Source organism: Micromonospora inositola (genome assembly GCF_900090285.1).
Taxonomy (GTDB): Bacteria; Actinomycetota; Actinomycetes; order Mycobacteriales; family Micromonosporaceae; genus Micromonospora; species Micromonospora inositola.
The window spans coordinates 4,586,288-4,612,870 of record NZ_LT607754.1 but is presented as its reverse complement, the minus strand read 5'-3'; the positions used below and the strand labels follow the sequence as shown (position 1 = coordinate 4,612,870).

Annotated in this window: 27 protein-coding genes and 5 tRNA genes; 13 read left to right on the top strand and 19 right to left on the bottom strand. The window is 72.9% G+C overall.

Features of this window, described 5'->3' with window-relative positions; translation table 11 throughout:
• Nucleotides 1-63: 63 nt before the first annotated feature.
• Complete coding sequence (locus tag GA0070613_RS22035; protein WP_231929359.1) at nucleotides 64-1,572, bottom strand: sugar transferase; 1,509 nt, start codon at nucleotides 1,570-1,572, stop codon at nucleotides 64-66.
• A gap of 511 nt (nucleotides 1,573-2,083) precedes the next feature.
• Between GA0070613_RS22035 and rfbB the strand changes: the two genes are divergently transcribed.
• Complete coding sequence (gene rfbB, locus GA0070613_RS22030; RefSeq protein WP_089014029.1) at nucleotides 2,084-3,097, top strand: dTDP-glucose 4,6-dehydratase; 1,014 nt, start codon at nucleotides 2,084-2,086, stop codon at nucleotides 3,095-3,097.
• A 55-nt stretch (nucleotides 3,098-3,152) separates the two neighbouring features.
• On the opposite strand, the gene lhgO is transcribed toward rfbB, so the two are convergent.
• The 5 genes from lhgO to GA0070613_RS22005 all read right to left on the bottom strand — a co-directional run bounded on the left by lhgO (nucleotide 3,153) and on the right by GA0070613_RS22005 (nucleotide 8,006).
• Entirely contained in the window at nucleotides 3,153-4,457 is a 1,305-nt protein-coding gene (gene lhgO / locus GA0070613_RS22025) for an L-2-hydroxyglutarate oxidase (RefSeq protein ID WP_231929358.1), read from the bottom strand.
• Nucleotides 4,458-4,604: 147 nt separating this feature from the next.
• Entirely contained in the window at nucleotides 4,605-5,507 is a 903-nt protein-coding gene (locus tag GA0070613_RS22020) for an inositol monophosphatase family protein (RefSeq protein WP_089014027.1), read from the bottom strand.
• A gap of 15 nt (nucleotides 5,508-5,522) precedes the next feature.
• Nucleotides 5,523-6,176, bottom strand: coding sequence for a hypothetical protein (locus tag GA0070613_RS22015; RefSeq protein ID WP_089014026.1), 654 nt, complete (start codon nucleotides 6,174-6,176; stop codon nucleotides 5,523-5,525).
• Nucleotides 6,173-7,174, bottom strand: a complete 1,002-nt coding sequence (locus tag GA0070613_RS22010; protein ID WP_089014025.1) for a hypothetical protein — start codon at nucleotides 7,172-7,174, stop codon at nucleotides 6,173-6,175. Before GA0070613_RS22010 ends, GA0070613_RS22015 begins: the two co-directional genes overlap by 4 nt.
• 55 nt (nucleotides 7,175-7,229) lie before the next feature.
• Nucleotides 7,230-8,006, bottom strand: coding sequence for a class I SAM-dependent methyltransferase (locus GA0070613_RS22005; protein WP_089014024.1), 777 nt, complete (start codon nucleotides 8,004-8,006; stop codon nucleotides 7,230-7,232).
• 332 nt (nucleotides 8,007-8,338) lie between these two features.
• On the opposite strand from GA0070613_RS22005, the gene GA0070613_RS22000 reads away from it, so the two are divergent.
• Together GA0070613_RS22000 and GA0070613_RS21995 are read left to right on the top strand one after the other, a co-directional pair.
• Nucleotides 8,339-8,593 (top strand): 2-oxo acid dehydrogenase subunit E2, encoded by a 255-nt coding sequence (locus GA0070613_RS22000; RefSeq protein WP_157746433.1) that lies wholly within the window; start codon nucleotides 8,339-8,341, stop codon nucleotides 8,591-8,593.
• A 172-nt stretch (nucleotides 8,594-8,765) separates the two neighbouring features.
• Nucleotides 8,766-8,969, top strand: a complete 204-nt coding sequence (locus GA0070613_RS21995) for a hypothetical protein (RefSeq protein ID WP_089014022.1) — start codon at nucleotides 8,766-8,768, stop codon at nucleotides 8,967-8,969.
• 240 nt (nucleotides 8,970-9,209) lie between these two features.
• On the opposite strand, the gene GA0070613_RS21990 is transcribed toward GA0070613_RS21995, so the two are convergent.
• Both GA0070613_RS21990 and GA0070613_RS21985 read right to left on the bottom strand, forming a co-directional pair.
• Entirely contained in the window at nucleotides 9,210-10,106 is an 897-nt protein-coding gene (locus tag GA0070613_RS21990; RefSeq protein WP_089014021.1) for an alpha/beta hydrolase, read from the bottom strand.
• A gap of 22 nt (nucleotides 10,107-10,128) precedes the next feature.
• Complete coding sequence (locus GA0070613_RS21985; protein ID WP_089014020.1) at nucleotides 10,129-10,557, bottom strand: NUDIX domain-containing protein; 429 nt, start codon at nucleotides 10,555-10,557, stop codon at nucleotides 10,129-10,131.
• 206 nt (nucleotides 10,558-10,763) lie between these two features.
• On the opposite strand from GA0070613_RS21985, the gene GA0070613_RS21980 reads away from it, so the two are divergent.
• The 4 genes from GA0070613_RS21980 (at nucleotide 10,764) to GA0070613_RS21965 (ending at nucleotide 14,377) form a co-directional block, all read left to right on the top strand.
• Nucleotides 10,764-11,321, top strand: a complete 558-nt coding sequence (locus tag GA0070613_RS21980; RefSeq protein WP_089014019.1) for an AMIN-like domain-containing (lipo)protein — start codon at nucleotides 10,764-10,766, stop codon at nucleotides 11,319-11,321.
• An 89-nt stretch (nucleotides 11,322-11,410) separates the two neighbouring features.
• Nucleotides 11,411-12,091, top strand: coding sequence for a response regulator transcription factor (locus tag GA0070613_RS21975; protein ID WP_089014018.1), 681 nt, complete (start codon nucleotides 11,411-11,413; stop codon nucleotides 12,089-12,091).
• Between the two features lie 4 nt (nucleotides 12,092-12,095).
• On the top strand, nucleotides 12,096-13,484 hold the full coding sequence (locus tag GA0070613_RS21970; RefSeq protein WP_089014017.1) for a sensor histidine kinase: 1,389 nt from the start codon (nucleotides 12,096-12,098) through the stop codon (nucleotides 13,482-13,484).
• On the top strand, nucleotides 13,481-14,377 hold the full coding sequence (locus tag GA0070613_RS21965) for a Gmad2 immunoglobulin-like domain-containing protein (RefSeq protein WP_231929357.1): 897 nt from the start codon (nucleotides 13,481-13,483) through the stop codon (nucleotides 14,375-14,377). The genes GA0070613_RS21970 and GA0070613_RS21965 overlap by 4 nt, the downstream gene beginning before the upstream one ends.
• 15 nt (nucleotides 14,378-14,392) lie before the next feature.
• Here the strand turns inward: GA0070613_RS21965 and GA0070613_RS21960 are convergent, their stop codons facing one another.
• Nucleotides 14,393-15,142, bottom strand: a complete 750-nt coding sequence (locus GA0070613_RS21960; protein ID WP_089014016.1) for a hypothetical protein — start codon at nucleotides 15,140-15,142, stop codon at nucleotides 14,393-14,395.
• Between the two features lie 15 nt (nucleotides 15,143-15,157).
• Nucleotides 15,158-15,376 carry a hypothetical protein gene (locus tag GA0070613_RS21955; RefSeq protein WP_089014015.1) on the bottom strand — a complete coding sequence of 73 codons (219 nt, stop codon included), beginning with the start codon at nucleotides 15,374-15,376 and terminating at the stop codon, nucleotides 15,158-15,160.
• Nucleotides 15,377-15,566: 190 nt separating this feature from the next.
• Between GA0070613_RS21955 and GA0070613_RS21950 the strand changes: the two genes are divergently transcribed.
• The gene (locus GA0070613_RS21950) at nucleotides 15,567-16,157 is read left to right on the top strand and encodes a TetR/AcrR family transcriptional regulator (protein ID WP_172875868.1); all 591 of its coding nucleotides are present in this window, start codon (nucleotides 15,567-15,569) and stop codon (nucleotides 16,155-16,157) included.
• A gap of 86 nt (nucleotides 16,158-16,243) precedes the next feature.
• Complete coding sequence (locus tag GA0070613_RS21945; protein WP_089014013.1) at nucleotides 16,244-17,731, top strand: MFS transporter; 1,488 nt, start codon at nucleotides 16,244-16,246, stop codon at nucleotides 17,729-17,731.
• A gap of 165 nt (nucleotides 17,732-17,896) precedes the next feature.
• On the opposite strand, the gene GA0070613_RS21940 is transcribed toward GA0070613_RS21945, so the two are convergent.
• The 6 genes from GA0070613_RS21940 to GA0070613_RS21915 form a co-directional block, all read right to left on the bottom strand.
• Nucleotides 17,897-17,968: transfer RNA gene (locus tag GA0070613_RS21940), tRNA-Gln, on the bottom strand.
• Nucleotides 17,969-18,001: 33 nt separating this feature from the next.
• Nucleotides 18,002-18,074: transfer RNA gene (locus tag GA0070613_RS21935), tRNA-Arg, on the bottom strand.
• A gap of 34 nt (nucleotides 18,075-18,108) precedes the next feature.
• The gene (locus GA0070613_RS21930) at nucleotides 18,109-19,308 is read right to left on the bottom strand and encodes an RtcB family protein (RefSeq protein ID WP_089014012.1); all 1,200 of its coding nucleotides are present in this window, start codon (nucleotides 19,306-19,308) and stop codon (nucleotides 18,109-18,111) included.
• A gap of 28 nt (nucleotides 19,309-19,336) precedes the next feature.
• Nucleotides 19,337-19,410, bottom strand: a tRNA-Gly gene (locus GA0070613_RS21925).
• Nucleotides 19,411-19,435: 25 nt separating this feature from the next.
• Nucleotides 19,436-19,508 (bottom strand) — tRNA-Glu (locus tag GA0070613_RS21920).
• Nucleotides 19,509-19,640: 132 nt separating this feature from the next.
• Nucleotides 19,641-19,714: transfer RNA gene (locus tag GA0070613_RS21915), tRNA-Trp, on the bottom strand.
• Nucleotides 19,715-20,139: 425 nt separating this feature from the next.
• On the opposite strand from GA0070613_RS21915, the gene GA0070613_RS21910 reads away from it, so the two are divergent.
• The 3 genes from GA0070613_RS21910 to GA0070613_RS21900 all read left to right on the top strand — a co-directional run bounded on the left by GA0070613_RS21910 (nucleotide 20,140) and on the right by GA0070613_RS21900 (nucleotide 22,186).
• Complete coding sequence (locus tag GA0070613_RS21910) at nucleotides 20,140-20,721, top strand: phosphotransferase enzyme family protein (RefSeq protein ID WP_157746432.1); 582 nt, start codon at nucleotides 20,140-20,142, stop codon at nucleotides 20,719-20,721.
• 67 nt (nucleotides 20,722-20,788) lie between these two features.
• A complete protein-coding gene (locus GA0070613_RS21905; protein WP_089014010.1) occupies nucleotides 20,789-21,508 on the top strand; it encodes a hypothetical protein in 720 nt (239 codons plus the stop codon).
• Between the two features lie 84 nt (nucleotides 21,509-21,592).
• Nucleotides 21,593-22,186: a DUF6058 family natural product biosynthesis protein gene (locus tag GA0070613_RS21900; RefSeq protein WP_089014009.1), complete on the top strand. Its 594-nt coding sequence runs from the start codon at nucleotides 21,593-21,595 to the stop codon at nucleotides 22,184-22,186.
• Here the strand turns inward: GA0070613_RS21900 and GA0070613_RS21895 are convergent.
• Entirely contained in the window at nucleotides 22,168-23,085 is a 918-nt protein-coding gene (locus GA0070613_RS21895) for a M56 family metallopeptidase (RefSeq protein ID WP_089014008.1), read from the bottom strand. The genes GA0070613_RS21900 and GA0070613_RS21895 overlap by 19 nt on opposite strands.
• Nucleotides 23,082-23,453 (bottom strand): BlaI/MecI/CopY family transcriptional regulator, encoded by a 372-nt coding sequence (locus GA0070613_RS21890; RefSeq protein WP_089014007.1) that lies wholly within the window; start codon nucleotides 23,451-23,453, stop codon nucleotides 23,082-23,084. Before GA0070613_RS21890 ends, GA0070613_RS21895 begins: the two co-directional genes overlap by 4 nt.
• An 83-nt stretch (nucleotides 23,454-23,536) precedes the next feature.
• Here GA0070613_RS21890 and GA0070613_RS21885 point away from each other — a divergent pair, with 83 nt between their 5' ends.
• Complete coding sequence (locus GA0070613_RS21885; protein ID WP_089014006.1) at nucleotides 23,537-24,181, top strand: phosphatase PAP2 family protein; 645 nt, start codon at nucleotides 23,537-23,539, stop codon at nucleotides 24,179-24,181.
• A 27-nt stretch (nucleotides 24,182-24,208) separates the two neighbouring features.
• On the opposite strand, the gene GA0070613_RS21880 is transcribed toward GA0070613_RS21885, so the two are convergent.
• The gene (locus GA0070613_RS21880) at nucleotides 24,209-26,218 is read right to left on the bottom strand and encodes an elongation factor G (protein WP_089014005.1); all 2,010 of its coding nucleotides are present in this window, start codon (nucleotides 26,216-26,218) and stop codon (nucleotides 24,209-24,211) included.
• Between the last annotated feature and the right edge of the window lie 365 nt (nucleotides 26,219-26,583).

Here is a 26,583-nt window from a genome sequence, read left to right as displayed (position 1 = left end):
TCCAAACGGATCCGGACCGTCCTGACAGCGCCACCTGTCGCAGGTGGCAGGGGGGCTGCACCGTCAGTACGCTCCGGAGCTTCGGATGACTGCGCTCAGCGTGCGGAGCAGGATCGCCAGATCCATGGTCAACGACCAGTTCTCCACGTACGACAGGTCCAGCCGGATGGACTCCTCCCACGACAGGTCGGACCGGCCGGAGACCTGCCACAGCCCGGTCAGACCCGGCTTGACCACCAGGCGCCGGCGCATGTCGGACGGATAGTTGGCAACCTCACGGGGCAGCGGCGGCCGCGGTCCGACCAACGACATGTCGCCCTTGAACACATTGACAAGCTGCGGGATCTCGTCCAGCGACAGCCGGCGCAGCCACCGCCCGACCGGGGTGACTCGGGGGTCGTGACGCATCTTGAACAGCTCGCCGTCGGTCTCGTTGCGGTCGAGCAGCTCCGCCAGGCGATCTTCGGCGTCCACGTACATCGTCCGGAACTTGTAGATGACGAACGGTCGGCCGTTCTTGCCCACCCGCTCCTGGCGGAAGATCGCGGGACCACCGGCGCCCGGGCTCATCCGGATCAGCAGGGCGATCGCCAGCAGCACCGGGGCGGCGAGTATCAGTAGCACGAGCGCCGAGACGCGGTCGAAGACCGTCTTGACGAACCGCCGGCCGCCCTTCAGACGAGGGTGCTCGACGTGCAGCATCGGCAACCCGTCCACCGGGCGGACGGTGGTGCGGTCGCCGGCCACGTCGACGAGATTGCTCGCGACGATGAGGTCGACGTCATCGCGTTCCAGTTGCCACCCCAACCGCCGCAGGGCGGCTCCGGCGATCTCCGGGCAGGAGAGCACGACGACGGTGTCCGCACCCGCCCGCGCGACGGCGGTCGCCACGTCCTCGAACGTGCCGAGGATCGGCGGCAGACCGGCCCGGCGCAGCTCCGCGAACTCGGCCCGGGGTTGCGGCAGGCAGGCTCCAACCACGCCGAGTCCGTGGAAGCGCTCGCGGCGCAGCCTTCTGGTCATCTCTGCGACGGCGAGCTCGTGCCCGATCAGGATCACCCGGTGCAGCCGTTCACCGCGTGCCCACGAGCGATGCAGGTGCTGGCGGACAAGATACCGCATCGCGACGCCGGCGACGATGAGCAGCGGCAGAGCGATGATCACGTAACCTCGGGCGAGCCGGAAATCGAATGCAAAGGAAACAACCGTCAAGGTGGCGGCAAGGGCGACACCGGATCGAAATACCCGAGCGTACTCATCATTTCCGACGAAGAGATGACGTGGTTCATACGCTCGGTTGAGGGTGAGAGCGACCATCCAGGCAAGCGGCAGCGTAATGGTGATCCAGAGATAGCCGCGGTTATACGGCTCGGCCGTCGCCGGGCCGAAGCGAAGGCCCAGGGCGGCGGCCGCCGATGCCAGTCCAACCATGAGGTCGACAAGACACAGGGCGACGACGTACCGGGATTGCCAGCCACTCCGCGTCGTCGCAACCGAACCCGCTGGTGGCGCCGTCGATGGCTTCCGGATGGCCGTGAGGTCGATGACCGGTGCGAGGTCCAGTGTATTCACTCTGCCTCCATTTTCGCCCGTCGGTCAGCCGCCCGCCGTACGGTTTGCCTTCCGGCTCAAGATGGTGCGGCACCCGCGGAAACCCGCGCGGCCACAAGCAAGCCGTCCAGGAATCGCGCGCGAGACCGACTGAGCATGAGGATGCTCAATCCAGACCCGCTCCGCCAGCCTTGTTCCCGGTTTTCCGGCCCGGCGTCCAATTGTCGACAAAGCAAAGGGCGCGCGCCGCCCGACACGCGGACGATTCGGCGTTAGACAATGGTCCGTCCAGTTGCCGCATGCCAGCCGTAGAGGCGGTGGCTCGCCCGACTTTCGGACGTGTCAGAAGCGCGGTGGGGATCCGGACCCGGCGCCCGTCGAGGGTGAACGTGCCGTGATGCCAGCGCACCGGCACCAACCCCGCCGGCGACGCGGGAACCGCGCCGACAGGTCACCGGCCGAGCGGGCAGGCGAGGCTGTTGTCGCCGATGCGACGGGAACCTGAGCAAAGGTCGCGTAGAGTCCCAAACTCGTGAAGGTCCTCGTCACCGGCGGAGCCGGATTCATCGGGTCCGAGTACGTGCGCATGCTGTTGAAGGCAGCAGGAAGCACCGGTCCGACCGACCCGCTCCTTGAGCCGAGCTGGGTCACAGTGCTGGACAAGCTGACCTACTCCGGCAACCTGAACAACCTCGCCCCGGTGCGGGAGGACCCGCGCCTGCGCTTCGTGCAGGGTGATATCTGTGACCAGGCGCTGGTCGATGAGGTCGTGGCCGGTCACGACGTGATCGTGCACTTCGCCGCCGAGTCGCATGTGGACCGCTCCATCAACGGGGCCGCCCCGTTCGTGACCACGAACGTGCTCGGCACCCAGACCCTGCTCGACGCCGCGCTGCGGCACGGCACGCACCGGTTCGTGCACGTCTCCACCGACGAGGTGTACGGCTCCATCGACGAGGGCTCCTGGACGGAGACCTGGCCGCTGTCGCCCAACTCCCCGTACTCGGCCTCCAAGGCCGGCTCCGACCTGCTGGCGCTGGCCTACCACCGCACCCACGGCATGGACGTGGTGGTCACCCGCTGCTCCAACAACTACGGGCCCTACCAGTTCCCGGAGAAGGTCATCCCCCTGTTCGTCACCAACCTGCTCGACGGTGGCACCGTGCCGCTCTACGGCGACGGCGGCAACGTCCGGGACTGGCTGCACGTGCACGACCACTGCCGGGGCATCGCGCTGGCCCAGGACAAGGGCCGCGCCGGCGAGGTCTACAACATCGGCGGCGGCACCGAGCTGACCAACAAGGAACTCACCGCCCGGCTGCTGGAGGCCTGCGACGCCGGCTGGGACCGGGTCGTGCCGGTCGCCGACCGCAAGGGCCACGACCGCCGCTACTCGCTGGACATCAGCAAGATCAGCGCCGAACTCGGGTACGCGCCGAGCATCGACCTCGAGCACGGCCTGGCGCAGACCGTGCAGTGGTACCGGGACAACCGGGCCTGGTGGGAGCCGCTGAAGACGGCCGGCGCGTCGACCGCCGCCGCATGAGCCGGCTGCTCGTCACCGGCGCCGGCGGCATGCTGAGGCGGTTGGCGCGCGGTCATCACGCCGGTGCCTTGAGCGCCACATGGCAGATGTGCTCAGCGATGGCGAGCGATGATGTCGCCGCGGGTGACGGGGCGTTGCGGACCAGCGTCACGCGCTGCCGCGTCGTGATGCAGAAGTCGTCCACGAGTGACCCGTCGCGGCGCAGGGCCTGGGCGCGGACCCCGGCGGGCGCGGCCACGAGATCCCGGCGCGCGAGCTCAGGCAGGTAGCGTCTCGCCTGCTCGAGGAAGTACCGCCGGCTCAGGGATCCGAGCATTTCCCGTGCCCCGGTGCGCCAGTGCTGCCGCGCCATACGGCGGAACCCGCTCCAGCCGAGCACCTCGGCGAGATCGCGCAGGGAGGCGTCCGTGCGCCGGTACCCCTGCAGCGCGAAGGCGAGCACCGCGTTGGGGCCGACGTCCACCGACCCGTTGATGCGCCGGGTCAGGTGGATGCCGAGAAACGGGTACCGCGGGTCGGGAACCGGGTACACCAACCCCCGCACCAGCCCGGAGCTTCGCTCGGTGAGACGGTAGTACTCGCCGCGGAACGGCACGATCCTCGGATCGTCGTCGTCGCCGGCGAGCGCGGCCATCCGGCTGGACTGCAGGCCCGCGCACACGATGGCGCGGTCAGCCATGATCTCACCGGACGTCGTTTCCAGAACCACCCCCGACGCGGTCTCCCGCATGGCCGTCACCTCTGACGACAGGCGGACCGTGCCGCCGCGCCGACGCAGGTCGTCCGCGAGCGAACGCGCTACGGCCACGAAGTCCACGACGGCCGTCGACGGCGAGTGCAGCGCGGCGACACCGGCGACGTGCGGCTCGATGTCTCTCATGCCGGCGGGGCCGAGCATCGCCACGTCGGTGATGCCGTTGGCCAGCGCCCGTTCGCGGATGTCGCGCAGCCGCACCAACTCGCGGTCGTCGAGGGCCACCACGAGCTTGCCCAGCCTCGCGTACGGGATGCCCTGCTCGTCGCAGAAGTCCTCCAGCAGCCGGACACCACGCCGGCACAGTCGCGCCTTCAACGATCCGGGCGGGTAGTAGATCCCCGCGTGGATGACGCCGCTGTTGTGGCCGGTCTGGTGCCGCGCGACATCCGGCTCCTTGTCCACCACGACGACGTCCCAGTCGGGTCGTTCAAGGCACAGCTGTCTGGCCACCGCCAGGCCAACTATGCCCGCCCCGATGACCGCGACCCTCATGACCCGACCTTGTCGTCTCCGCCGATCATGTCCCACACCCTCCTCAAATCGTGCAGCTCCGCCCAGGAGCTTGCGATAGCGAGGGTCCGGCCAGGACCAGGCCCGCTGCAACCGCTCCCAAGCTACTGCTCCGGTCAATCCGCCACTGCTGACGCACGCGTGGCGCCGACTCTTCCAGCACCAGGCTTCGTACCCGCAGATCTTCACGAAGGGCGACAACGGGATCGAACCGCTGCCCTCCTCGGCGTGACAGAGGGTTCACCAGCCGACGGTGGTGAGGCTGATCGGGGTGAGATGGCGGACCTGCGGCTCGATCCACTGAGCCGCGGTGACCAGCTTGACCAGCCGGTCGACGCTCTCCGGCGGCCCGGCGACGAAGCTGCGCCGCTCGGCCGGACACCCGTACCGGTCGTCGAAACACCCACCGTCGAGGGCTCGCACGATCATCCCGGCCTCGGCGGCGAGGAGCATCCCGGCGGGCAGGTCCACCGCCTCGGGACGGTAGCCGACGATGCCGTCGATGTCGCCGCGGGCCAGCATCACCCAGGACAGCAGCGGCGCCCAGAGTTGCAGCACGCGGCGGGCGGTGGAGTCCAGCACCACCTTCAACGCCCGGGCGGTGCTGTCGTCCCGGCGTACCTCATGGCCCTGGGTCCAGGCCAGGACCGGCGCGGACGGCACCGGCCGGTGCGGCGCCCGTAGTGGGCGGCCGGACGGCCCGGCGGCGTGCACGAACGCGCCCTGCCCGCGCACCGCGGACCAGGTGCGGCCGGCGACCGGGTCGTGCACCACGCCGAGCACCGGCGACCCGCGCTCGCAGAGCGCGATGCCGACCACGTAGGCGGGCAGCCCGATGGCCACGTTGTTGGTGCCGTCGAGCGGGTCCACCAGCCACGCCCAGGCCTCGTCGGGAGCGTACTCGCCGCCCTCCTCGGCGATCACGCCGTGCTCCGGCCAGCGGGCCCGGATCCGGTCGACGATCAGCCGTTCGGCGGCCAGGTCCAGGTCGGTGACCAGGTCGCCGTTGGCACCCTTGGCGCGGGCGGCCACCCGGCCTTTCGTCCCCTCGCGCAGCAACCTCCCGGCGGCGCGTGCGGCGTCGACCGCGAACCGGTGCGCCTCGCACAGGTCCGGCCCGGTTCCGCCCGGCTTAACGTCCATGGCTCCTCCAGCCAGTCAGCCCCGTGCCACCAGTCGCGCTATCTCCCGCGCCATCCGCGCGGTTTCCGCCGAGTCGCACCGGTCCCGGCGCACCCGGTGGCTGCGCCCGTCCACCGCGCCGAGGCTCAGGTCGCAGCCGTCGGGGGTGGTGCGCCCCAGCGCCACCGTCACCGCCGGCTGTCCGGGGTCCACCTCGGAGGTGTGGAACCCGCCGGCGCGCAGCGCGTACGAGTCACCGGCCTGGTGCGTCTCCACGGTGGCGGTCACCGCGGTCACCAGCCGGTCGGTGGCGGCCATCTCGTCGACGTCCTCGCGGCTGCGCACCTCGTACACCCGCCAGGCCGGTTCGGCTTTCGCGTCGGTCACCTCAATCAGTTCGTTGCGCACCCGACCGTGCAGCACGTGGCTGAGCAGGTCCCAGCTGTGCGAGTGCATGGTGGAGGTGGTGGGCTGGACGGCCGGCGGATCGACCGGCCAGGCGTGCACGCAGATCCCGTCGGGGCCGGTGCGGTCGACCGGCAGGCAGGTGAAGCCGAGCGGGTGGCGTACCGCGCGCAGCCGCCGGCGGCCCTCCGCGATGTCGTCGAGGACGTCCAGCACCCAGCGGCGCAGCAGCTCCGGCCGGGTGCCCCGGTCGATCTCCCGTTCCAGGTCGGCGTAGGTCATCATGCGTACGGGTCCCTCGGCTGGATGGCCTTGCCCACGATGTCGGCGACGTCGCGGTCACCGAAGGATCGGGGCAGCGGCAGGCCGAGCGCGGTGAACAGCCGGCGGACCTGCTCCACGGACGGCTCGTCGTCGAGCTTGACCTGGGCGGCGGCCTCGATCGGCACCCGCCGGCTCTGCTCGCGGCTCGACTGCAGCTCGATGTTGTAGCGGTTGTAGTACAGCTCCTTGCGGTCGATGCGCAGGGCCGGGGTCTGCGGGTTCTCCTGGGTGATGATGACGCAGCTCGACGAGAGGTCGTAGCGGAAGGTGGTCATGCGGGGCGAGAGCCGGACGTCGATGGTGAGCAGGCCGGAGCGTTGCAGGTGCCAGCAGGCGGCCAGCACGGTGGCGAAGGACTCCTTGCGGGTGCGGTCCACGGTCCACCGCTCCCCCGGTGCGTTCGGCGCCAGGCTGCGCCGGAACCGCGCGTACCGCTCGCAGACGCCCTCGTCGGTCGGGTCGATGATCTCGATGGCGAAGCGCAGGGTGGCGTTGCGCCGGCGGGCGTGGTCGAGGCACTCCGGCAGGGTGACCGCCCGGGTGTAGGTGCCGGTGCCGCCCTTGAAGTCCCAGCGGTCGGTGTGCCGGCGGGCCTCGGCGAGCGCCTGCCCCACCTCGGTGCCGTTGAGCACGCGGACCATGGAGACGCTGTCGATGGCCTCGCGGGCCCGGTTCAGCGCGCCCTCCGGGCCGGTGATCTCCCGCATCTGCGGCACCAGCTCGGTGAGCCGGTCCCGGGTGTCGCCGAGCACGTGCCGCACCTGGTGCTCGGCGGTCTCCCGACGCAGCCGGTCCCGCAGCATGGCCTGGGCGAGCAGGGCGAGGATCAGCAGGATGGCGCTGTTGACCACCTCCTGGCTGACGGTGCTGGTCAGCCCCAGGATGGCGACGGTCAAGGCCAGCATCAGCCCGATGAAGGCGTCGAGATTGTTGACGACCCAGGTGAAAATGCGGGCCATGACATCCCCCGGTCCATGACGGTTCCCCCATGATAGCCCTTTGTCAATATCACCATCACGCGCTGTTCGGTTGCCCCGCGACCGTCGGTGACGGGGGCTCGGCAGCCCGCCGGGCCGCGCAGATCAGCGAGCCGCCGAGCCCCGGCGCGAGGTGGGCGAGCAGCCGGGAGGTGACCCAGCGTCCACCGGGGAGCCGCCAGCCGACCTGGTTGGAGCGGATCGCCAGCGGCACGAATCCGGCCCGCCGGAGCACCCGGCGCAGCAGCGACGGGGTGAACGGCCGGATGTGCAGCCAGAGGTAGGGGTGCAGCGGGTCCACCTGGCGCGGGGCGCGGCCGAGGAGGAAGGAGACCCGGTCCTGCACGGTGGCCAGGTTGGGGGTGGTGAGCACCAGCAGCCCACCCGGCGCCAGCACCCGGTGACACTCGCGCAGCAGCGCCACCGGATCGTAGACGTGCTCGATCAGCTCACCGGTGAGCAGCCCGGCGAAGCTGCCCGCCCGGAACGGCAGGCCGCGGGTGGCGTCCAGGCAGACCGGTAGCGCATCCGGCCCGGCGGCCCGCCGGGCGTCGCGCAGCGCCGTCTCCGCCAGGTCCGCCAGCACCAGCGGCGCCGGCAGGTCCGCCGGGTCGAGCATGCCGCGCGGGCCGCAGCCCAGTTCCAGCACCGGCAGCCGCCCGGTGACGCCGTCGGCCACCATTCGGGCCGCGACGGCCCGGCGGATCCGGTGGTACGGGTCGTCGACGTACCCGTTGACCTTGACGCCGTCGTGGTAGCTGCGCCGGTTGGCTCGGCGGCCGTGCGCCTGCGCGCCCGTCGGTGGCTCCGCCATCGCACCCTCCACTGTCGTCGTCGCCCAGCGACCGTCCTGGCGTCCAGCCTCGCATCGGACGGCGTCGGAGGTGCGGTCGGCGCGACGGTGTCGGCAGACGCCGACGCGGCGGCCGGGTGACCCGGTCGTAGAGCGCCACGTCGGGCGGCCGCCGCGCCGGCCGAGGACGGGGACTCCGGCGGGCCGGTGCTCACCGACTCCGCCCGGGAGCTGGCCGCCGCGCACGGCATCGGCGACGCCGAGCTGCGTGGCCTGGGAAAGTCGGTGGTGCGGCGTACCGATGTGGAACGGCGGCTGGCCAGCCGGGCGGCGGCCCCGGCGGCGGCACCATCGTGGTCTCCCTGCACACCGAGCCGGACGTGGTGCTCGCCGGGCCGATCGTCTTCCCCGGCCAGACCTGCGTGTTGGCCATCGGCGGCACCCACGACGAGCTGGCCCTGGACGCCACCGGCCAGGTGGTGGCCCGCAAGTTCGTCAACCTCAGCGCCGTCTACGACCACCGGGTGGTCAACGGCCGGGAGGCGGTCGCCTTCCTCCAAGCGGTGAAGGCGGCCCTGGAGGCGCCGGACCGGCTCACCGAGGAGTGAGGACGCGGGGCGTCGACGGGCTCTCCCGTCGGCGCCCCCACGGCCGCCCGCCGGGGGGCATGATGAGGGGATGTACCGCTGGATCACCGTGGCCGGCTATGAGAACGTGCCGGGCTGCCCCTCCCCGATGGCCGCCCTCCGGGCTTGACTGCGCGACCGGGGCATTGACTGGATGCCGTTCCCGCCGGATGAGATCCGCTTCGACCTGGCCTGCGGCCCGGGCCCGGACGGCCGGTGGCACGGCTGGTACCGGGTGGAGGTCGAGGGTGCGGCGCTCCGGCCGCTCGGCCTGCACCCCGACCAGCCCACCTCGGTCGTGGACGGTCCGTCACCGCCCGGCTGGTGGCACGCCGCCGCCGAACGCCACCTACGGTGACGCTTCCCGTCCACGAAGCCACTCGTTCACCGCGCCAGCCGGCGCGGCGTCGGTCAGCCGAAGGCGTCGTCGCACACCTGCCAGCCGAACTCGGAATCCACGTACAGGTCGACCGTGGTGGTGCGGTCCGCCCGGTCGGTCAGCCGGACCGTGGGACATCGACCATCCCCGGCGTGAAATCCACAGGGGACGGTGTCTGCGGCCCGCCGGGGTGCGGGCGGTCGACGGCCGGCGAGGCGGTCAGCCGGCCAGCGCCGCGCTGATCGCCCGCACCTGCTCGGGGGCGACCGAGGCCCAGTAGTCGTTGTCGTGACAGCCCGTGCCGATCGTCACCACGCCCGGCTCGGGCAGCCGGTCCCACAGCGTCCGGACCGCCGGGGCGAACGGGTCGGCGGCGCCGATCGCGATCCGCACCGGCAGCCCGGCGAACTCCCGGGCCCGGGCCGTCACGTCGTAGCGGGCCCAGTCGTCGGCGCTGTCGAACGCGCCGGCGTTGACGCCGCAGGCGTCGTCGTAGGAGTGGAAGATCGCCGGTGAGGTCGCCACCACCGCCCGGAACCGGTCGCGGTGGGTCAGCGCGGCCAGCAGTGCGCCGTACCCGCCCATCGACCAGCCGGCCACCGCGACCCGGTCGGTACGCAGGCCGCGCGCGGCGAGCAGCGGCAGGAACTCGCCGACCAGCATGCCGAGCGGGTCGTCGTCAGCGTGCGGATGCCAGTACCCGTTGCCGCCGTCCGGCGCGGCGAGGGCGAACGGGGCCACCCCGTCGCGCAGCGCGCCGGCCAGGAACTCCGGGTAGCGGGCGGCGGCGACGGCGGTGCCGGCGTCGGCCGCGTACCCGTGCAGGGCCAGGCAGACGGGGAGCTGCGCGCCAGGGGCGTACCCGGGCGGGTAGGAGATGGCGAAGGCGACCTCCCGGCGGCGCGCCGCGGAGCGGAAGCTGCCGGTGACCGGCGGCTGCGGAGTCCCGCGCGGCGCGTCGGGCGGCGCCGCGTCGCAGCGGCCCAGCGCGTGGTTGAGCACCGACCGGCCGGGCAGCACCTCGGCGTCGACCAGGGCGAGGCCACCCGCGCCGAGCCCGGTGAGGCCGACGGCGGCGCCGAGGGAGCGCAGGAGTCGACGTCGGGTGACCGGCATGCGGTAACGGTAGTCGGCGCGGTCAGGTCAGGTGGTCCGGCAGCAACGCCAGCGTCGGCGGGAGCTGCGAGTGCAGCGGGGTGGGCAGGTCGTCGCGGGTGTACCAGCCGAGCCGGTCGAACTTGTGCGGCTCCCCGATGGCGACGGTCGCCGGGTCGACCCGGACCGCGAAGACCACCGCCACCCAGTGCGACGGCGGGTCGTCGCGCAGCACGTTGCGGACCCCGAGCAGGGTGACCTCCAGCGACGTGGTCGCGTACTCCTCGCGGACCTCGCGGGCGACGGCGGCCTCGAAGGTCTCCCCGTACTCCAGCGCGCCCGCGCCGGTGTCCCAGGTGCCGGGTTCGTCGCGGGCGCCGACGCTGCGCCGGGCCAGCAGCAACCGGCCCGCGCCGTCGTGGCAGACGAAGACGCAGGACACCGAGGGGGTACGCGGGGAGCCGTCGGACATCAGATCATTCTGCGGCACCTCGCCGGTTCGGACGCTGACCGACCCGGCCGCGCTGCCCGCGGCCGGCCGCTGACCCTCGCCGCCTGGGCCTTCCGCACCACCGCGGACTGTTACCTGCCGGTTACCCGGCTGCGAAGCCGCTGTGGCACGGCGCGCCGACCGTCGAGCTGGGACCACCGGTCCCGCCACATGACAGGGAGGACACGATGAGACTGAAGAGAGCGCTGGTGGCGCTGACCGTCGTGCTCGGCGGCCTGCTCGCCGGCACCGGGGGCGCGGCTGCGGCGACCACGCCGTACTGCGGGATCACCTGGGGCAGCACGGCCAAATCGGGCGGCGCGCTGAGCAGCGCTCCGCTGGCGGAGGTCCGGGCCGGCCAGCACGCCTGCTGGGACCGGGTGGTGTTCGAGTTCGCCGGCCCGGCGAACGGTTTCTCCGTCGCATACGGGGAGACGTACACCGAGGGGCAGGGTCTGGCGCTGTCCCCGTACACGGCGGGCGGGGCGCTGCTGCAGGTCTCCCTGCGGGCGCCGGCGTACGACGATGGCCACGTCGCCACCCTGCCGTACCGCACCGGCGACCACGCCGTGAACGCGCTGGGCTACCGGACGCTGCGGGACGTGGTCTTCGGTGGCAGCTTCGAGGGGTACACCACCTTCGCCGTGGGCGTCCGGGCGCGACTGCCGTACCGGGTGTTCGTGCTCAGCGGCCCGGGCACGCACAGCCGGATCGTGCTGGACGTCGCCCACCAGTGGCAGGCATGACCCCTCCGGTGATGAGGGCCGGCCGGCCCTCATCACCGACCGTTGCGCCAGGGTCCCGGACCGTCGTGCCGGGCTACCCTGAGGTCGTCATGGAGGGCCGCGTGCTGGTCGTCGAGGACGATGCCTCCATTCGGGAGGTCACCGCCCTCGGTCTGCGCCGGGCCGGGTTCCGGGTGGACACCGCCGTCGACGGGCCGACCGCCCTCGCCGGCTGGCGGGCCCGGCCGGTCGACCTGATCGTGCTCGACGTGATGCTGCCCGGCCTGGACGGCTTCGAGGTGTGCCGGGAGATCCGCCGGACCAGCCAGGTGCCGATCCTGATGCTGACCGCGCGCACCGACACCATCGATGTGGTGGTCGGGCTGGAATGCGGCGCCGACGACTACCTCCGCAAGCCGTTCGACCTGCCGGAGCTGGTCGCCCGGGTCCGCGCGGTGCTGCGCCGGGCGGTCGCCCCGGTCGAGGAGACCACGGTGACGGCCGGTCCGCTGGAGATCGACCCGGCGCGCTTCGTGGCCCGCAAGGCGGGCCGAGAACTGACCCTGACCGCGACCGAGTTCCGGTTGCTGCTGGAACTGGCCCGCCGACCCGGTCAGGTGTTCACCCGCGAGCTGCTGCTGGACCGGGTGTGGGGGCACGCCTACCTCGGCGACTCGCGGCTGGTGGACGTGGCGGTGCAGCGGCTGCGGGCCAAAGTGGAGGACGACCCCGGCCAACCGGCGCTGATCCGGACGGTCCGCGGCGCCGGCTACAAGCTGTCGACGGGGTGAGCTCATGGCCGGCCGCGTACCCCCGGGGCGCCTGCGGCGCCGGCTCGTCATCGCGTTCGTGCTGGTCGCCGGGGTCTCCGCCGGGGTGCTGGCCGGCGGCTCCTACCTGATGCTGCGGCAGGCCCGGTTCGACGGCTCGCTGCAACGCGCGGCGGCCGACGCCCGCTACCAGCTGGTGCTGGCCGGGCAGTTCCTGCCGCTGACCGACGCCCGCCGGGCGGACCTGCTCGCCAGCTTCGAGGGCAACGGACGGCACGTCCTGCTCGTCGCCGGCGACACCGCGGCGTCGAACCCGCGCTACGCGCCGACACCAGGGCGGGACCTGCGGACCGCCGTCGCCGCCGGGCAGCTCGGCTACCAGCGCTCCCCCGACGGCGCCCGGCCGCACCTGCTCGTGGTGGGTGGCCGGATCCCCGGCTCCACCGCCGAGCTGTACGTGGTGACCGTGGAGGACGACCTGGTCGACGGCCTGCGCCAGCTCCGGACGGCGTTGCTGGTGGGCTGCGCGGCGGTGCTGCTGCTCGCCGCCGGGGTGGGCAACGCCCTGGCCCGGCGGACCCTGGAGCCGGTGGGGCGGGCCAGCCGGGCGGCCCGGGCGGTCGCCGAGGGCCTGCTGGACACCCGGCTGCCGGTGCGCGGTCGGGACGAGTTCAGCGCCTGGGCCGCGTCGTTCAACGAGATGGCCGAGGCACTGGAGACGAAGATCGAGGCGCTGTCCCGGGCCCGGGCCCGGGAGCGGCGGTTCACTGCCGACGTCGCGCACGAGCTGCGTACGCCGGTGACCGCACTGGTGGCGGCGGCATCGCTGCTCGCCGAGCAGTTGGACGCGCTGCCCGCCGACGCCCGCCGGGCCGCCGAGTTGCTCGTCACCGACGTGGTCCGGCTGCGGCGGCTGGTCGAGGAGCTGATGGAGATCTCCCGGCTGGACGCCGGGCGGGAGGCCCTGTCGGTGCGGCCGGTGGACGTCGTCGCGCTGCTGGGCGGCCTGGTCGACGCCCGCGGCTGGACCGGCCGGGTGACCGTGGCCGGGGACGCGACGCCGGTCGACACCGACCCGCGCCGCCTGGAGCGGGTGCTGGCGAACCTGGTCGCCAACGCGGTCGAGCACGGCGGCGGCGCGATCCGGGCCGAGGTACGGCGCGCCGACGGGTCGGTCACCGTCGAGGTCAGCGACCAGGGGCCGGGCATCCCCGCCGCGCATCTGCCGTACGTGTTCGACCGGTTCTACAAGGTCGACCCGTCCCGCACCGGCCCGGGCAGCGGGCTGGGCCTGGCCATCGCCCGGGAGAACGCCCGGCTGCTCGGCGGGCGGCTGGACGTGCGAAGCGAGATCGGCCGGGGCACCCGGTTCCGCCTCGACCTGCCCGTTCGATCTCAGGAGGGCGACCGGTGAGACGCCTGCTCGTTCCGCTCGCGGCGATCCTCGTGCTCGCCGCCGGCTGCGCCCCGGCCCGGACGGGCACGCTCGGGCCGGCGCCGGCCGGCGCACCCCCGACCACCGGCGCCACCCCCGCGCCGCGCGTCACCACACCGGCCACCACCACGCCGCGCCGGCCTCCCCCGCCGGCCTCCCCCACCACGACAGCCCCGATGGTGCCCGACCAGCCGGGCCGTGGCGGGACGATCACCGTGCAGCTCTGGTTCACCCGGGACGGCAGGCTGACGCCGACCCGGCGTACGCTCCCGGCCACCGTGGCCACGTCCCGGCTGGCGCTCACCGAACTCGCCGCCGGACCGTCCCGCGCCGAGGCGGCGGCCGGCCTGACCACGCGGGTGCCGTCCGGCCTCCAGGTGGTCCGCATCGTCGACGGTCTGGCCACGCTGGCCCCGGCGGCCGGTTTCGGCGACGGCGGCGCGGCGGCCGTCCGGCTCCGCCGGGCCCAGGTCGTCTGGACGCTGACCCAGTTCCCCACCGTGCGCCGGGTGGCGTTCGCCGACGCCGCGCCTACCGGGCGGGGTGACTACGCCGACCTGCTGCCGCCGATCGTGGTGACTGGCCCGGCGATCGGCGACCGGGTCACCAGCCCGGTGACGGTGACCGGGAGCGCGGAGGTCTTCGAGGCGACGGTCAGCCTCCGGGTCCTGGACGCGGCCGGCCGGGAGGTCGGCACCTCGTTCACCACGGCGGCCTGCGGCTCCGGCTGCCGGGGCGACTACCGGGCCACCGTCGGCTACCGGGTGGCCGTCACCGGTCCCGGCACCGTCGAGGTGTACGAGGTCTCCCCGCGCGACGGCAGCCGGGTCAACGTGGTGGCGGTCCCCGTCGTCCTCGTCGCCGACACGTGAGATCTGGGGGCGCCGTCACCGCCACTGGGCGGTGAACAGCGGAGCTTCCGGCCGCTCCGCGCGCCCGATGCGCAGATCCTCGAAGATCGTGTTCCGGGCCGCCCGCTCGACCTCGGCGTCGAGGTCGATCCCGAGCTCCGCCGACGCGTCGTGGGCCGCCCCGATCAGCACCAGCTCCACACCCCGATGATCGAGGAACCGGGGCGGATCCAGCGGCGCGAACCGGCGGGTGCGGAAGCGCTCCTGCAGGTCAGCGGGGAGCTCCGGCCGACCGGGGCCGGGCAGACCGACCCCCGGCGGCGACGGCGCCCGCGGATTCTTCACCGTGATGACGTAGCTCGCCTCCGGTTCGATCCGGAGCTCGTGCTGCGGCGGACCGGGACGGCGGGGCAGCTCGAGCTGGTACGCCAGATGAGTGTGGTCGTCGTGCCGGGTGATGCAGTACGCGCCCTCGGCCGCCGGCCGAGCCGGTGGTTGGAACCGCTCACCACGCGTCTTCGTCCCGTACCGGTGCGGTCTGAGCGCCTCGTAGAGCTCCTCAGGCCGGCTCACCACGGCGTCGACGAACGCCCAGAAGCGGTCGTGCTCGTCGATCTCGGGTAGGCGCTTGCGGCCCACGACGAGCAGCCGCAGACGCCGTCGTCCGTGCCACGGGTGCAACACCACCAGCAGCCGCTGCACCTCGCCGAGCGAGTCCACGTGCTGCTCGCCCACCCGGGGCCGGTAGAGGAAGTAGATGTCGCCGTCCTCCAGCGCCTCGCTCACGTCACGACCGCTCTCCTAGCGCGTTCCGACGTCGGGCGCCTGGTAGATCCAGTCCTCGGCCGCGTCCTCCGGCGCGCGCTCCGCCCGGCGGTATTCGAAGGTCTCCGTGGCCTCGTGTGGCCCGTGGAGCTTCAGCTCGTACGACATCGGCGGGTCGTCCGCGTCCGGCACGTCCCAGCCGACGGTCTGCCCGTTGTATGGCCCGCCACGCAGGCGCACGGTCACCTCATCCACGCCCCGACGGTAGCGAAGTCGGGTGCCGGCTGTGGCCCAGACGCGTCCATCGGCACGGCCGGTGAGCCCTCGATGAACCCCTGCGAAACGACATCGTTTCGTCAGCTGCTGCGACGTAGCTCATATGTCAGCCGGTAGCTGCGGCCAAGCGGTTAAGGTCAGTACGGCATCGTTTCGCGGGGAGGGTTATGTGCGGGGGGAACAGCGGGGCGGCCTCGACCAGGCCGACCGGAACCCGGAGTTGATGGCCACCGTCCTTGACCTGCTCCGTGAGGTCGGCTACGACCGGATGACGATCGACGCCGTCGCCGTCCGGGCCCACGTCAGCAAGGCCACCATCTACCGGCACTGGCCGGGCAAGGCGGAACTGGTGGCCGCCGCGCTGCGACACCGGCAGGTCGCCGTGCACACCCCCGCCGACACCGGCTCGCTCCGCGGTGACCTGCTGGAGCTGCTCCGCGCCACCGCCGCGATCTGCACCGCCGACGGCGCCCTCATGCAGGCGTTGACATTCGCGATGCGGACCAGCCCCGAGCTCGCCCAGCTCGTCCGGCAGCACGTGCTGCCGGCCGGCCAAGTCGGCACCGTCGCCGTGGTGGTCCGCGCGGCCGCCCGCGGCGAGATCCCCGCCGAGGCCGGCGAACGGCACCTCTTCCACGACCTCGCCCCGGCCATGGTGATGTCCCGGATCCTCACCCACGGTCTCCCCGCGGACGACGCGTTCCTCACCCAGCTCGTCGACCAGGTCCTCATCCCGGTGCTCCGCCACCGCTCCGCCTGACCGCCCCACACCGGCACCCGTCACGACGCGGTGTTACGCCCGTCAACCGCAACGCACGGCTCCCGCCACATGAAAGGCCCCTCACCATGCCCGGCAACACCCTGACCGCGCCCGGCGCACCCGACGCCGTGACGCCGGCTGCCCACCCGCGGCGCTGGCTGGCGCTCGCGGTCATCGCGATCTCCCAGCTGATGGTCGTGCTCGACGCCACCATCGTGAACATCGCCCTCCCGCAGGCCCAGCTCAGCCTCGGCATTTCCGACGCCGACCGGCAGTGGGTGGTCACCGCCTACACCCTCACCTTCGGCGGTCTGCTCCTGCTCGGCGGCCGGATCGCCGACTACTGGGGACGCAAGCGCACCTTCGGAGTGGGCATGGTCGGCTTCGCGCTCGCCTCCGCCATCGGCGGCCTCGCCACCACCGGCGGTCTGCTCTTCGCCGCCCGCGCCCTGCAGGGCGCCTTCGGCGCGCTGCTCGCCCCGGCCTCCCTGGCCCTGCTCACCGTGCTCTTCACCGAGGCGAAGGAGCGCGCCAAGGCGTTCGCCGTGTACGGCGCCATCGCCGGCGGCGGCTCCGCCGTCGGCCTCGTCCTCGGCGGCGTGCTCACCGAGTACGCCAACTGGCGCTGGTGCCTGCTGGTGAACATCCCGATCGCCGCCGTCGCCCTGCTCGCCGCGATCCCGCTGGTCCCGGAGAGCCGCGCCCACGGCGACACCCGCTACGACATTCCGGGCGCCGTCGTGGTCACCGCCGGGCTGGTCTCCCTCGTGTACGGCTTCACCAGGGCCGCCGAGGACGGCTGGGACGCCGCCGCCACCGTCGGTTTCATCGCCGCCGGGCTGGTGCTGCTCGCCGCGTTCGTGCTGATCGAGCTGCGCTCCAGCCACCCGCTGCTGCCGCTGCGCATCCTGCTCGACCGCAACCGGGGCGGGGCGTACATCGCCTCCACCCTGATCGGCGCCGGACTGTTCGGCGCATTCCTCTTCCTGACCTTCTACTTCCAGGTGGTGCTGCGGTACACGCCGGTCAAGGCGGGCCTCGCCTCGCTACCGGTCACCGCCGGCGTCCTGCTCGCCGCGGGCGTGGCCAGCCAGTTGCTGCCCCGCGTCGGCGCGAAGCCGCTGATGGTGGCCGGCGCGGTGCTCGCCGCCGGGGCGATGCTCTCGCTGACCCAGATCGGCGTGGACACCTCGTTCGTCACGCACCTGCTGCCGTCGCAGGTCGTCCTCGGCATGGGCCTCGGCTTCACCTTCGTGCCGCTGTCCAGCCTCGCCCTGGTCGGGGTGCCCGAGCACGACGCGGGCGCTGCCAGCGCCACTCTCAACGCCACCCAGCAGGTCGGCGGATCGCTCGGCACCGCCCTGCTGAACACCATGTACACCAGCGCGGTCACCGCGTACCTGGTCGGCCGGATCCCCGACCCGATGAACCAGGTCAAGGCGCTGGTGCACGGCTACACCGTGGCGTTCGCCTGGGGCGTCGGGCTGATCGTGCTCTCCGGGCTGGCCACCCTGCTGCTGATCAAGGTCCGCAAGGAGCACCTGGCCACAGCCAACGCCGTGCACATGGGCTGACGACACACACGACGGCGCGGCCGCCGGTCACCATCGCAGGATGGTGGCCGGCGGCCGCGCCGCGCTTCCCGCCAGGTGTGAACGGCAGGTCGAGATCGTGGCCGGGCTCGAACCTCGGGCACACGATCGGGTGGTTGGAACCAGCGCCCCGGCTGCGAGCGCTCGCTGCGAGCGGAAGACTCGAACTTCCCTCTCCCGTGTCAGAGACGGGTGTGCTGCCGACTGCACCAGCTCGCAAGGGTTCCGCTCCGCCGTCGCGGATGCGGACCGTGCCCCGACCAGGATTCGAACCTGGGCTCTCCGCTTTCGTAGAGCGGCGCTCTCTCCGCTGAGCCACCGGGGCGTACGACCGGCGCCCCCCTCGGACGCCGGTCGGTCTAACCCTTCACGCAGACCACCTGCTTGAGGTGCGCGACCACCTCGACCAGGTCGTCCTGCTGCGCCATCACCTTGGTGATGTCCTTGTACGCGCCGGGGATCTCGTCGACCACCCCGGCGTCCTTGCGGCACTCCACGCCGGCGGTCTGCCGGACCAGGTCCGCCGTGCTGTACGTCCGCTTCGCCTGACCCCGCGACATCCGCCGCCCGGCCCCGTGCGAGGCCGAGCAGTACGCGTCCGGGTTGCCCTTGCCGCGCACGATGTACGAGCCGGTGCCCATCGACCCCGGGATGATGCCCAGGTCCCCCCGGCCGGCGCGGATCGCGCCCTTCCGGGTCACCAGCACGTCCACCCCGTCGTACGTCTCCTCCGCCACGTAGTTGTGATGACAAGAGATCGGCTCGCCGTACGAGACGTGCGGAAACTCGTCCCGGACCACCCCGCAGAGCAGAGCGAGCATGACCTCCCGGTTGCGCCGGGCGTACTCCTGGGCCCAGAAGAGGTCCCGGCGGTAGGCGTCCATCTCCGGCGTGCCGGCGAGGAACACCGCGAGGTCCCGGTCGGGCAGGTCGACGTTGTGCGGCAGCCCGCGGGCCACCGCCATGTGCCGCTCGGCCAGCTCCTTGCCGATGTTGCGGGAACCGGAGTGCAGCATCAGCCAGACCTGCCCGTCGTCCGGACCGCCCTGCTCGACGCAGACCTCGACGAAGTGGTTGCCGCCGCCAAGGGTGCCCATCTGGTGCTGGGCCCGGTGCTCCAGCTGCGCCACCTTCCGGTCCAGCTCACCGAAGCGCCGCCAGAACGCGTCCCAGCCCGCGTGCGCCAGACCCCGGACCCGGCGCGGGTCGACCGGGTCGTCGCGCTTGGCGAACCCGACCGGGATGGTCGCCTCGATGGCCGAACGCAGCGGAGCGAGGTCGTCGGGCAGGTCGGCCGCGGTGAGCGAGGTCCGCACGGCGGACATGCCGCAACCGATGTCGACGCCGACCGCGGCCGGCGAGACGGCCCGCCGCATCGCGATGACCGACCCGACGGTGGCGCCCTTGCCGAAGTGCACGTCCGGCATGACGGCGACGCCCTGCACCCAGGGCAGTGCGCCGATGTTGCGCAGCTGCTGCGCGGCCTGCGGCTCGATGCCGTACGGGTCGGTCCAGACCCGGACCGGGGCCCGGGTGCCGGCCAGCGGGGTGAAACCCATCGTCGTCTCCTCGTGTCGGGGGTGTTCGAGCGGCTGGCCGGATTCGAACCGGCGATCTTCACCATGGCGAGGTGACGCGCTGCCTGACTGCGCTACAACCGCGTGGTCGTCCCGGCTGGGACGGACGTAGGCCGTACGGGACTCGAACCCGTAACCGCCCGGCTGAGAACCGGGTGAGCTGCCAATTGCTCCAACGGCCCGTGGGACGGGGAACCGTCCCGGATGTGTCGCCCCGGCCGGCGCGTCGGGGCGCCGGCCGGGCTCGTGCTCATGCCATCCACTGTGGAGTTGAGAAGGTGCGGCGTCGCCGACCGGGGCCGGGACAGGGCAAGCAGGGGCGGCAGGATTCGAACCTGCAACCGTCGGGTTTGGAATCCGGTGCTCTGCCGGGTTGAGCTACGCCCCTGAGCGGGAGTGGGTGACGAAAAAGCCGCCCGGTCCCTTCGCGGGGCGGGCGGCTGCGCGTGTCGCGCTGGCGCTAGTCGCGCCGCCACCCCGATTGCCACCGCTGCCGCCGGCAGCGGCCCAGGCCACGCTCGCCGGTGGGCAGCGGGGCACCACCGCGCGGCATGGGCCGCGGGGCTTCGGTGCGGGTGCGCTGCGACACGGCGTACTCCCTGGGTTGATCCGGTTGACGTTGCCCGTTGACGGTAAGTCCAGTGCACGGTGACCGCAATTGATATTCGGCTGGTCGATGCCGGCGTGCGGCTGGTTGACTGCGGCCATGGTCCCCGAGGCGACGGTGCGGTCCTGGCTGGAACGGCACTGGCAGCTCGGTGACGCGCAGCTCAGCCATCACGCCCGGGGGTGGCGCTGACCGGCGAGGGTCGAGTGGAGCAGCAGGTCATCGGGTCGACTCTCGGCCGGGTCCATCGGGCGCTCGCGACGGTCCGGGTCCGCGACGCGGAACGGTTCCACTGGGTCGACCCCACGGCGGGCCACCTGGGGGTACGCGACTGGGTCCGTCCGGCGGTGACCGCGGCGGTGCGCGAGCTGGATGAGTTGGCGCCGGAAACGCTGTCGTGGGGTCTGCTCCACACCGATCCGGCGCCGGAGGCGTTCCGGTGGGATGGCACGGCGAGCGTGTGCGGGGTGATCGACTGGAGCGTCGCGCTGACCGGTCCGCTGCTGTACGACCTGGCCTCGGCCGTGATGTACGTCGGCGGGCCGGATCGCGGCGGCGAGCTGGTCGAGGCGTACCTGCGCGGAGGCGCGCTCGACCGCGCCGAGGTGGACCGGGGCCTGCGGCCGATGCTGCGATTCCGGTGGGCGGTCCAGGCGGACTACTTCGCGCGGCGGATCGTCGCGGACGACCGCACCGGCATCGATGGACCCGCCGAGAACGACAAGGGCCTGGCGGACGCCCGGCGGCGTCTGGTGGCATTCGGACCCGGAGACGAGGGGTGGGCTTGAACCGGTGTTGTCCGCCCCCGCAGAGTTGAGGACTGCGGCGGTCGCCGCCGGGGTGCACGATGCGGACATGACCTCCGACGAGGCGCCACGGCGGGCCACGGTGGACGAATGGCACGCGTGGCGGCGGACGGTGTTCGGCGACCCGTACCTGGTGTGGCACGACGGGCCGGAGTTCTCCAGGCTGCTGCGGGCGGCGCGGGCTGATCCCGTCATGGTGGAGCGGATGCTGGCGGCCGGCCTAGACGACCGGGACCCGGTCGCCGCGGAGTCCCTGGCGGTGCTCGGCGAGGCCGGGTTCGCGCCGGTTCGGGCTCGGGAGCTGCTGCGCGCCGCCGTTCCCACCGCGTCGAACACCTTTCTGGTCAGCGTCGCCACCGCCCTGCACCGGTTGACCGGCGAGGAGTCGTGGGCGGCGGCGATCGTGGCGGTCCTCGGCGCGCGGCACTGGACCGACCGGATGGATGCCGCGATCGCGCTGGCCCGCTTCGCGCCCACCGCGGACCTTGTCCACGCGCTCGGCCGGGCCGTCTGCGACAGCGAGTACCTGGTGCGGTACCACGCGGCGAACACCCTCCTGCGGTACGCGCGACCGCCGGACGATCCGGAGGTCGACCCTCCGGTCCCCGTGTACCGGGAACCGGGGCTGTTCGAGCTGATCGCGACGCCCCGTGCCGAGCCGCGACGACGATGGCGTCGGCGACGGGACTCCCCCGCCGACCGGGCCGGGTGGCAGGCGGCCGCCGACGAGCTGGTCGGCAGCGCGCTCGCCCGGCTCGACGACCGGTGACGGTTCGGTGCGGGCCGAACCGTCCGGCGGCTACCGTGCCGGTGACGACCGCGCGGAGACCGGTCCGTTGACCGGAAGGAAAGCGTGGAGCTCAGGAAGCGGCTGGCCGAGCGGTTCCGCGAGGTCAACGGGGCCCATCCGATGACGGCGGCGGACGACGCGTACGTCAGCAAGCAGTTCGTGGTCCTGGCGGAGCTGTGCGCGGCGACCGGTCGGGACCCGGACGACGTACGCCGGCTGATGCTGGACCGGCGGCTGCCGCTGCCGGCCTACCTGCGCTCGGACGACGCGGAGATGGTTCCCGCGGACCTGTTCGCGCTGGCCGAGCGAGCGGGCGGCCCGGAACGCCTGGCGGCCTGGTTCACCGCGCACTGGGCCGACCCGGCGACCGGCGCGGCCGAGTGGGACGCCTACGTCAGCGGCCGGTACGTCTGCCTGCGCTCGGTCACCCCGGAAACGATCAAGCGGAAGGACGAGCTGACGGCGGCGATCCGGTCCGCGTTGGACGAGCCGGATGCCGGGTCGGCGGCCTGGTCGGCGCGGCTGCACGCGCTGGTCGACGAGCTGGACGCGCTGGAGCCGGCGTTCACCGGCTACGACCGGCTCCGCTTCGGCGGGCCGACCTCGCGGGACACGTGCGTCGACGCGGTGCGGGCCCGCTACCCCCGCTGCGAGTGACCGAGCTCCGCGCGTTCGAAGACGCGTTCGCCCTGGTGCTGGACGGTTGCGGCGCCCAGGGTCAGCGCGGCGAGGACCAGGGCGAGCACGGCGACGGCCGGGCCACGTCGCGGGGTGGGCGGGTCGAGCAGGGCCCGCACCCGGTCCGGGACGTCGCCCCCGGTCGCGGCGGGCAGGAGGTCGCCGGGGTGGCGCCGTCGGGCCAGGGCGGCGCGGGCCAGGGCGCGGGCGACCAGCCGCCGGTCCCCCAGTCGGGCGGCGGCGTCCTCGTCGGCCCACCGCTCGACGGCGTTGCGCAGCGTCCGGGCGGTGGGGGCGAGTGACGGGTTGGCCGTGGCCGCCAGGTCGACCGCGGTGATCCACCAGGCGTGCCGGTGGGACAGGTGAGATCCCTCGTGGGCGAGCAGGGCGGCGCGTTCGTCGGGGGCGAGGGCGTGCAGCATGCCGCGGGTGACCACGATGCGGCCGGTGGCCTCGGGGGTGGTGAAGGCGTCGGGAGTGTCGGTGTCGAGCACCACCAGGGAGCCGGGTTCGCCCAGTCGGCCGCAGTCGCGGTGCGCGGCGCGCATCGCCCGGGTCCGATGAAGGAGGAAGATCGCGGTGCGGGCCGCCGCGGCGGCGAGGGCGAGCAGGGCGGTGGCCGAGACCGGCCAGGGCACGGGAGCCTGCGACCGCAGCGCCTGGGCCGACCAGGCGCCGACCGCGGCGATCTCGGCGTCCTGTCCGATCCAGGTGGCGGCGGCGACCGCGGCGGCGAACCAGAGCGCCGCGGTGACGAGGAGGCCGGTGGGCGCGAGGAGCCGCACGGCGAGGGCCGGTCGGAGGGTACGGCTCAGCCATGGCCCGCAGCAGGCGTAGGCCACGGCGGACGTCAGCACCAGCCCCAGGGCGATGATCATGAGTCCGGTTCGGTTCGTTGGAGCAGGGCGACCAGCAGCGCTTCGTCCTCGGGCGTGAGCGAGCCGACGAAGCGGGTCAGGACGGCCGAGCGGTCGGTGTCGTCGTCGTCGAGCAGCCGGCGCATCTGGTGGGCGGTCACCTGGGCGCGGTCGCTTACCGCCTGGTAGGCGTAGGCGCGGCCGGACGGGTGGCGGGTGACCCGGCCCTTGTCGTGCAGGCGGGCCAGCACCGTGGTGACGGTGTTGTAGGCGAGCCCGGCGGCGAGGCGCTCCCGGACGGTCGCCGGGGTGAGCGGCGCGTCGGCGGCGGCGAGCACCGCCAGGATCTCGTGTTCCAGGTCGCCGTGCCGGCGGCGTCTGCTCTCCACCCGTCCCCCATCAACTACAACCCTTGTAGTAGTAAGCTCTGAACTACAAACATTGTAGGTGCCACTCGACGACGGGGAGCGCGATGGACGTCGGACTGTTCGACGAGGTCAACCGGTTCGCGATGGCCACCCCGTGGCTGCACGCCGCGGTGACCGGCTATGCCGCGTACGGCGTGTTGCTCTTCGCGGCGCTCATGCTGGCGGGCTGGTGGTACGCCCGGGGCACGAACGACCCGGCGCGGGTGGCGGCGGCCGTGCTGGTCCCGGTGGCCACCCTGCTGGCGGTGGCGGTGAACCAGCCGTTCGTGTCGGCGTTCCACGAGGCCCGCCCGTACACCAGCCACCCGGGCATCCTCGTGCTCGCCACCCGCAGCACCGACTTCTCGTTCCCCTCCGACCACTCGGTGCTGGCGGGCGCGGCGGTCGCCGGCCTGTGGTTCGTGTCCCGACGGCTCGGCCTGGTCACCGCGGTCGCTGCCCTGGCCATGGGCTTCGCCCGGATCTACATCGCCGCGCACTACCCGCACGACGTCCTCGCCGGCCTGGTCCTCGGCGCGGTGGTCGCGGTGGTCGTCGTGCTGCTCGCCCGCCCGCTCACCACCAGGCTCGTCACGGCGACGGGTCGTACCGCGCTGCGCCCCCTCGTCTCCACCGAGCCCCCGACGCGGCCCGGTCCGGTCGTCGCCGCAGGCCCGGGACGGACTCCGCCGGAGGTCACCGGCCGGTGACCGCCGGCCGGAGCGGTCCCCGGCGGATCATCGGTCCTGGACCGCTCCGGTGACCCGGCGCGCGACCGCCAGCAGGTAGTCCTTGCGGTTGAGCGGGTTGTGATCCCAGCGGGGTCGGCCCGGCGCCGGCCCGCGCACCGGCCGGTAGTGGTCGAACTCCGACTCCAGCATCCCCTCGCCCCGGGTCAGCGACGGCAGGCGCTGCCCCAGCGCGTGCACCCGGCCGGCCGGCACCTCCCCCTCCACCAGGTACGACCTGCCGCGCACCGTGGAGCCGCGGGGCACCGCGTCGAGTCCGGCCAGTACCGGCAGCACCGCGCCGAACAGATCCGCCGGCACGTCCAGGCGGAACCGGTGCATCGGCTCGTGCACCCGGGTGCCGGCCCGGGTGAGCGCCGCCATCAGCACCAGCGGGGTCAGGTTGCGGAAGTCCCCGGCGGTGCTGGACATGCTCTTGTCGAACACGCCGTGCGAGTGGCTCTGCCGGGCCCAGTACCCGCCATGGGTCAGGGTGATCACGCAGTCGATCACCTCCCAGCCGCGCAGGCCCTGCCGCAGGGTCTCCCGGACCGTCTCCTCGATGGCCTTGAGGAAGGCCAGCGGCATCGAGCCAAGTTCTATGCCGAGGCGGAACTCCACCCCGCTGTCGACCGGGCCCGGCTCGATCAGCAGCCCGACCGTGCCGAGGAACGGATTCGGCTCCTTGCCGATCCACTCGACGGCGGTCCCCACCCCGACGACGCGTTCCACGCAGACGGTGGTGGTCTCCCGGCAGTCGACCCGCACGCCGTACTCGTCCGCAAGGGTGGCCTGGATGACCTCCTTCTGGACCTCGCCGTAGAGCGACACGGCGATCTCCTGCCGGACGTCGTCCTGCCGCAGGTTGATCAACGGATCCTGCTCGGCGAGCTGGGCGAGGGCGGTGTGCAGGGCCGCCCGGTCGGCGGCCCGGCACGGCACCACCACCGTCTCCAGGGTCGGCGGGGCGAAGTGGTGGCGGCCGGCCGGCCGGTCCGGCGGCGTGCCGAGGAAGTCGCCGATCCGGACATCGGCCAGGCCCCACAGCCGGGCGATCCGGCCGGCGCCCACCACCGGGACCGGCACGGCCACGCCGTCGGCGAAGACGCTGATCGCGGTGATCTTCGCGTCCGCATCCCGCTGGAACGGGACCCGGTCGCGGACCCGGAGGGTGCCGGCGAAGATCCGGGCGTACGCGATCTTCTCGCCGGCCGGTCCACGCTCGACCTTGAAGACCGTGCCGCGCAGCGGGATGTCCTCGTCGCCCTCAGCCGCCGGCAGCAGCTCGACGAGGCCGGCGATGAGCGCCTCGACACCGGCCCCGGTGATCGCCGAGCCGGCGAAGACCGGATGCACCCGCGCCCGCCCGGTCTGCGCGGCGAGCGCCGCGCGCAGCCGACGCCCGGTGACCGCACGCTCGTCCGCGACGTACGCGGCGAGCAGCGCGTCGTCGTGCGCGGAGAGCAGGTCGACGAGGCGCTCGGCGTGATCCGGGTCGTCGGGGTCGAAGGGAAGGCAGCGGGCGGCCGCGGTGCCGGGGGCGTCGACCCGTCCGGTGGCGATGATGGCCGGGGTGAGCTTCTCGGCGATCTGGCGCAGCACCCGTTCCGGGTCGGCGCCGGCGCGGTCGACCTTGTTGACGAAGATCAGGGTGGGGATGCCCAGCCGCTGCAGCGTCCGCATCAACACCCGGGTCTGAGCCTGGACGCCCTCGACCGCGGAGACCACCAGCACCGCGCCGTCGAGCACACCGAGCACCCGTTCCACCTCGGCGATGAAGTCGGGGTGGCCGGGGGTGTCGATCAGGTTGACGGTGACCCCGTCGACCACGAACGAGACCACGGCCGAACGGATGGTGATGCCGCGCTGCCGTTCCAGCGTCATCGTGTCGGTGCGGGTGCTGCCGTCGTCGACGCTGCCGAGCTCGTCGATGACGCCGGCGCTGTGCAGCAGCCGCTCCGTCAGGCTCGTCTTACCGGCGTCGACATGTGCCAGGATTCCCAAGTTCAACGTTTTCACGCAGCGTCATGTCCTCTGGGTAGGTGGCGATTCCCTTCTGGTTGGACATGGACGCTGCGCGCATTGCCTGGCTCCTCTGCTCGGGCGTTCTTGGTCGGATTGCAGCAGCCGGCCCCGGGGGCCGGCAACCGATTAACTCTTCCGGGGTACGCCGCCGACGCCGCCGGAGGGGCGGCCCCGTTCGCGCGGCGGATCGTGCACCACGGCTCCGGCGGCCAGCAGGCGAGTCCCCCCGCAGCATGGCGTGATCCCTTCGTCGCGGCGGCGCTCCTGCCGGCACGCTGCGACCGGGGTACGACGCGGAACCGGGGGCACGTTGGATCGGCGGTCTGAGCGGGAGCTGGCCGGCCCGCTGCCGGCTTTCC